Origin of the sequence: Vibrio sp. M260118 (genome assembly GCF_036533755.1) — a bacterium.
Lineage (GTDB): Bacteria > Pseudomonadota > Gammaproteobacteria > Enterobacterales > Vibrionaceae > Vibrio.
The window spans coordinates 1-6153 of the sequence record NZ_JATABG010000206.1 but is presented as its reverse complement, the minus strand read 5'-3'; the positions used below and the strand labels follow the sequence as shown (position 1 = coordinate 6153).

Annotated in this window: 7 protein-coding genes; 4 read left to right on the top strand and 3 right to left on the bottom strand. The window is 43.5% G+C overall.

All coding sequences use genetic code 11. The features are described from left to right. The 3 genes from QTO00_RS12710 to fldA form a co-directional block, all read left to right on the top strand. The coding region (locus QTO00_RS12710; RefSeq protein ID WP_331425137.1) for an alpha/beta fold hydrolase at positions 1-332 on the top strand (332 nt) is incomplete at its 5' end. Positions 333-425: 93 nt separating this feature from the next. After that, a complete protein-coding gene (locus QTO00_RS12705; protein ID WP_004413180.1) occupies positions 426-647 on the top strand; it encodes a DUF2788 domain-containing protein in 222 nt (73 codons plus the stop codon). A 44-nt stretch (positions 648-691) separates the two neighbouring features. Beyond that, on the top strand, positions 692-1225 hold the full coding sequence (gene fldA / locus QTO00_RS12700; protein WP_038205735.1) for a flavodoxin FldA: 534 nt from the start codon (positions 692-694) through the stop codon (positions 1223-1225). A 39-nt stretch (positions 1226-1264) separates the two neighbouring features. Here the strand turns inward: fldA and QTO00_RS12695 are convergent, their stop codons facing one another. Continuing rightward, positions 1265-1768, bottom strand: coding sequence for a DUF4442 domain-containing protein (locus QTO00_RS12695; protein WP_331425136.1), 504 nt, complete (start codon positions 1766-1768; stop codon positions 1265-1267). A 202-nt stretch (positions 1769-1970) separates the two neighbouring features. Here QTO00_RS12695 and fcrX point away from each other — a divergent pair, with 202 nt between their 5' ends. Continuing rightward, positions 1971-2420, top strand: a complete 450-nt coding sequence (gene fcrX / locus QTO00_RS12690; RefSeq protein WP_331425135.1) for a ferric iron uptake transcriptional regulator FcrX — start codon at positions 1971-1973, stop codon at positions 2418-2420. A 107-nt stretch (positions 2421-2527) separates the two neighbouring features. On the opposite strand, the gene glnS is transcribed toward fcrX, so the two are convergent. Next, on the bottom strand, positions 2528-4198 hold the full coding sequence (glnS, locus tag QTO00_RS12685; RefSeq protein ID WP_331425134.1) for a glutamine--tRNA ligase: 1671 nt from the start codon (positions 4196-4198) through the stop codon (positions 2528-2530). A gap of 247 nt (positions 4199-4445) precedes the next feature. Continuing rightward, positions 4446-6005: an N-acetylglucosamine-specific PTS transporter subunit IIBC gene (nagE, locus tag QTO00_RS12680; RefSeq protein WP_331425133.1), complete on the bottom strand. Its 1560-nt coding sequence runs from the start codon at positions 6003-6005 to the stop codon at positions 4446-4448. Positions 6006-6153 lie beyond the last annotated feature (148 nt).

Sequence of the window (6153 nt, the reverse complement as noted above, 5' to 3'; positions counted from 1 at the left end):
TTTTAGCTGAACATATTGAACTCGAAGGTGTTCGTCAGTTTCTTAGCAAGTCACTCTACAATACAGGCGAGCATCTGGCTTGGCGGTTTAATGTCGAGAGTTTGTCGGAAAACTATTGGCAGATCCTTGGTTGGGAGCCAGTAGAAACCATCTCCACCCCAACCCTATTTGTTAAAGGTGGCGATTCTGACTACCTAACCGCAGAACATCAGGGTGAAGTTCAAAAACAATTCAGCAGCGCCAAAGCTCATGTTATTGCTAACACAGGTCATTGGTTGCACGCAGAAAAGCCTGCGGAAGTGCTGCGTGCAATTCGCAAATTTATTGCTTAAAACAGAATGAGAGATGAGTTGTGCTATGCCCGTTAACTTTATCTAGTAACAGTGGTATAGTTCGGCGCAAGTAATTTGGCATAAAGGGATTCCATGCTGTACGACTACATGAACATGCTCGAGTCAATTGGTCTCGATCTTCTTTTCGCGTCTATCTTCTTTTTAATTGGTATGGCGATAAAAGATGTTCTCAAAGCGGGTAATGTTCCCCCTTTCGGTCGCAGAATTGTATGGTTAGTCCTATTCCTAGGCTGTGCTGGGTTTATCGCCAAAGGTATTATTCAGCTTAGCTGGGAAGGTGGTGGTATCGGCTGATATCAACCGAATCCACAACGAAATTTAGTAAAGGTAACGAATCTATGGCAAGTGTAGGCATCTTCTTTGGTAGCGATACAGGTAACACTGAAGCTGTTGCAAAGATGATTCAAAAGCAACTGGGTAAACAACTGGTTCACGTTCAAGATATCGCGAAAAGCAGCAAAGAAGACATCGATAACTTCGATTTACTGCTGCTTGGTATCCCAACTTGGTACTACGGTGAAGCACAATGTGATTGGGATGATTTCTTCCCAGAGCTTGAGCAAATCGACTTCTCAACCAAGCTTGTTGCAATCTTTGGCTGTGGTGACCAAGAAGACTACGCAGAGTACTTCTGTGACGCGATGGGTACAGTACGTGATATCGTTGAAGCGAAAGGCGGCACAATCCTTGGCTACACTTCTACCGAAGGTTACGAGTTTGAAGCTTCTAAAGGTCTTGTTGAAGGCGATGACAGCCTGTTCGTTGGTCTTTGTATCGACGAAGACCGTCAACCAGAGCTTACTGAAGAGCGTGTAAACAATTGGTGTAAGCAGATTCACGAAGAGATGTGCCTAGCTGAACTTGAAGGTTAAGCCACTCTCCTCGATAAAACCTCCTTTGCGGAGGTTTTTTTATGCGGTTTGTTCTTCGCTATCCTCTTCACGAAACTGGGGTTTCTTACGCACATAGAGCTTACGTTGAACTTCAGAAACGACATTGCCGTGTTTATCTTTGACATAGATAAGAAACTCTGGAAAACACTTATCCCCTTCGGAAGTCTGACGTAAGATCTCCTCTAACTGATTTTGACTCACGCAAAATTCAGCAAACAGATCACTCTGACCAGGCTTAATAAAGTTGATACTGGCTTCTTTATCCCATACGTAATAGCGCTCACCTAAAATACCCATTAACATCAATGAATAAACAGGATCCGTGAGTGAAAAAATACTCCCGCCATACTGGGTCCGATTGGCATTTTTATTCCACCAGCGCAGCTTAAGCTTCATTTTTACTTCACGAAAATCATCACTAATTGAGAGTATTTTTATTCCAGCCCCCCAAAAAGGTGGCCATGAGTTCAACGCAAATTTTACAATTCCAGGTTTGTAAACTTTAGCCAGTGACTTATTCATTTCTTGTCCTCAACAGATCACACTTCTCATTATGTTAAAATATTGTAACTGGTCTGATGTGTATAATCAGTGATTTCACACTTGTTTATAGAAAAATAGTAGTAACCCTTTGAACTTCGGGTTTATTGTTTAACGGGACTACCCTATAATGTTATGAATATTGTATTCTGTTAATAACTGCAGATCATCAACAGGAAAGTATATGTCAGACAATAACCAAGCGCTAAAGGATGCTGGTCTTAAAGTTACCCTTCCAAGACTAAAGATTTTAGAAGTATTACAGCAACCTGAATGCCAACATATCAGTGCTGAAGAACTGTACAAAAAGCTGATTGATCTCGGTGAAGAGATTGGCTTGGCAACAGTGTATCGAGTATTGAACCAGTTTGATGACGCAGGTATCGTAACTCGCCACCACTTTGAAGGCGGCAAGTCTGTATTTGAACTGTCAACTCAGCATCACCACGACCACCTAGTCTGTTTAGATTGCGGCGAGGTTATCGAATTTTCTGATGACATCATCGAGGAACGTCAAAAAGAGATCGCTGCTCAATATAACGTTAGCCTCACCAACCACAGTCTATACCTTTACGGCAAATGCGCCGTAGGTAACTGCAAAGACAACCCTGATGCACACAAGCCTAAGAAATAGGCTTAAACTCGCTAAAAAAACGTTAGCTTCGGCTAACGTTTTTTATATATAGAAGCTAAAAAGCCAGTCATCGAGACTGGCTTTTGTTTATTTACGCTAACTGTTTATCACTTAGCTTCAATCTTCGCCCAAGTATCACGTAGGCCTACAGTGCGGTTGAACACTAATGACTCTGGTGAAGAATCTTTAGCATCAACACAGAAGTAGCCCGTACGTTCAAACTGGTAACCTTGATCAGCTTGCGCTAGTGCAAGGCTTGGTTCAACAAAACCATTTAGCTTCACAAGTGAGTCTGGGTTGATTGTCTCTGCAAAGTTATCCGCTGCAGCTGGGTTTGGTACAGTAAACAGACGATCGTATAGACGAATCTCAGCCGGAAGGCCTTTATCTGCTGATACCCAGTGAATTACACCTTTGACTTTACGGCCGTCAGCTGGGTTCTTACCTAGCGTGTCAGCATCGTAGCTACAGAAGATCGTGGTAATGTTACCCGCTTCATCTTTCTCGATACGCTCCGCTTTAATTACGTAAGCACCACGAAGACGAACTTCTTTACCTAGAACGAGACGCTTGTACTTCTTGTTTGCTTCTTCACGGAAATCTTCACGCTCAATCCAAACTTCACGAGTAAACGGCACTTCGCGCTCACCCATTTCAGGTTTATTTGGATGATTAGCAACAGTAAGTGTCTCAACCTTATCTGCGTCAAAGTTTTCAATTACAATCTTGACTGGATCAAGTACAGCCATTGCACGCGGCGCATTTTCGTTCAAGTCATCACGAATACAAGACTCTAACGAGCTCATCTCTATCATGTTGTCTTGCTTTGTCACACCAATACGCTTACAGAACTCACGAATAGACGCAGGCGTGAAACCACGACGACGAAGACCCGAGATCGTTGGCATACGTGGGTCATCCCAACCATTTACTAGTTTTTCAGTAACAAGTTGGTTTAGCTTACGCTTAGACATCACAGTGTATTCTAGATTTAGACGGCTAAACTCATACTGACGAGGTTGGCAATCAATAGTGATGTTATCTAATACCCAGTCATATAGGCGACGGTTATCTTGGAACTCTAATGTACATAGTGAGTGGGTAATACCTTCTAACGCATCTGAAATACAGTGCGTAAAGTCATACATTGGGTAAATACACCACTTATCACCCGTTTGGTGATGATCTGCAAAACGAACACGGTAAATAACCGGGTCACGCAGTACAATGAAAGATGACGCTAGGTCAATTTTGGCACGCAAACATGCTTTGCCTTCTTCGAAACCGCCATCGCGCATCTTCTCAAATAGCGCTAGGTTTTCTTCAGGCGTACGATCACGGTAGGGGCTAGGCTTACCTGGCTCGGTAAGTGTTCCACGATACTCACGGATCTGCTCAGGACTTAGCTCTTCAACGTACGCTAAGCCTTTGTTAATTAATTCCACTGCATAGCCGTAAAGCTTGTCGAAGTAATTTGATGAGTAACATACCTCACCATCCCACTCGAAGCCTAACCAGCTCACATCATTCTTAATTGACTCAACGTATTCCACGTCTTCTTTTTCTGGGTTTGTATCATCAAAACGAAGATTACACTTGCCCTGGTAGTCCTGAGCAATACCAAAGTTTAAGCAAATTGACTTAGCGTGACCGATATGCAAATAACCATTTGGCTCTGGCGGGAAACGAGTATGCACGCTTGTGTGTTTACCATCCGCTAAATCTTTATCAATGATTTGGCGAATGAAGTTCGATGGACGAGCCTCAGCTTCACTCATCTATAGCACCTCAATTATTTTAGTATTGTTCAGATAATCTTTTACTTAGACGACATAACTTACCGCCAAGCACATTGCGTCTAATGATCCACAATTATGGTGAATTACACAACAATATCTCGTTTCAAAACGCTATTTTTTTGTCTGTATGGTTAATAAGCTAGCAAGGAGCCGTTTTTATCTAGGTAAAACGCAAAAAAGCCTCCCGAAGGAGGCTTTCATCACTTTCTTAGCTTACTTATCGTAATTAAGGAAGTTTTACATCAGATAGGTCATCGCCTGCACCGATTGCTTTCATTTCGCCAGCAACGATTTCGGCTAGAGGACCAAGGATAACTTGAAGGTTGTTCTCACCAAGTTTCACTACACCTTTCGCACCAAGCTTCTTAAGTACAGCTTCGTCAGCTACAGAGCGGTCTTTTAGAGTAAGACGTAGACGAGTGATACAAGCGTCAATTGAAGTTAGGTTATCGTGACCACCTAGAGCTTTAAGGTATTGACGTGCAAGGTCGCCGTTTTTAGCTTCACCAGCTGGAGCACCTGCCTCTTCTTCGTCATCTTCACGACCTGGCGATTTCAGGTTGAATGCGCGGATTGCGAAGCTGAATGTGAAGAAGTATAGAGCACCGAAGCCAAGACCGATTACGCCTAGTAGTAGAGGCTTAGTAGCTAGACCGAAGTTCAATAGGTAGTCAATTAGGCCAGCAGAGAAACCGAAGCCGTGTAGCGTACCAAACATGTTAGCAACAACTAGAGACAGACCAGTAAATACAGCGTGCATTGCGTATAGAGCAGGAGCTAGGAATACGAACATGAATTCTAGCGGCTCAGTGATACCTGTTAGGAAAGAACAGAATGCTACTGAGAATAGTGCACCACCAACTTGGCTGCGTTTTTCTGCAGGAGCTGCAAGGTACATTGCAAGTGCCGCACCTGGTAGACCGAACATCATGATTGGGAAGAAGCCGTTCATGAATACGCCAGCACTTTTATCGCCACCGAAGAAGCGGTGTAGGTCACCAGATTTAACTGTTTCAGTTACTTCTTTAACAGTTGCAGTGATTTCTGGAGTGACAGAGTTTGCAAACTCAAATGTGTACTCTTGGCCAGCAACGAGAGTTTTCGCTAGAGCTGGATCCACACAAAGTTGTTTGATGTTTTCGAAACCAGCAGCGCCTGCTACTACGATTTCTTGACAAGTACCCATACCGAACCAGAAATATGAGTTAAGAACGTGGTGAAGACCTACCGGGATAAGAGCACGGTTAAGCGTACCGTATACGAACTGACCAACTGCGCCAGAAGTCGATACTGCGTGAGCTAGCGCGTCAAGACCGCCTTGGATTGATGGCCAAACCACACCACTAATAGCACCTGCAACTAAAGCAAATAGACCTGCCATAATAGGTACTAAACGCTTACCAGAGAAGAATGCCAACCACTCAGGAAGACGGGTTGCATGGAAAGCGTTGTATGAGTGACCTGCGATGATACCAGCGATGATACCGCCGAAGAATGACATGTTAACGTCAGCGTTAATTGTAGTTGCTGTAGCGGTTAGTACGAAGTACGCAACTGCACCAGCTAGACCTGCAGCACCGTTACCGTCTTTAGAAAGACCGATAGCAATACCTAGACCGAATAGTAGTGGAAGGTTACCGAAAATAGCACCACCTGCTTGTGCCATGAACGGAATGTCTAATAGGTCACCTTGACCCAAACGTAGTAAGAGCGCCGCAACCGGAAGCGTTGCGATAGGTAGCATAAGAGCTTTACCTAACTTCTGCGCATATCCAAGAATATTCACCTTAAGTTCCCCCTATAGGATTTAGTTTTTTAGCTGAGTGACTTTTTTTAGCCGCTCAATTTAGTCCTGTTCAGTTTATGACATTAATTTTGCTCCGCAAATTAAAACCTTATCATTTGTGGTCATAATCACCAGAATTGGACGATAT

Excerpts from the sequence above, each read along its gene's own strand:
- QTO00_RS12695 (WP_331425136.1), bottom strand. The coding sequence starts at position 1,768 with ATGAATAAGTCACTGGCTAAAGTTTACAAACCTGGAATTGTAAAATTT.
- QTO00_RS12705 (WP_004413180.1), top strand. The coding sequence starts at position 426 with ATGCTGTACGACTACATGAACATGCTCGAGTCAATTGGTCTCGATCTT.
- fcrX (WP_331425135.1), top strand. The coding sequence starts at position 1,971 with ATGTCAGACAATAACCAAGCGCTAAAGGATGCTGGTCTTAAAGTTACC.
- glnS (WP_331425134.1), bottom strand. The coding sequence starts at position 4,198 with ATGAGTGAAGCTGAGGCTCGTCCATCGAACTTCATTCGCCAAATCATT.
- fldA (WP_038205735.1), top strand. The coding sequence starts at position 692 with ATGGCAAGTGTAGGCATCTTCTTTGGTAGCGATACAGGTAACACTGAA.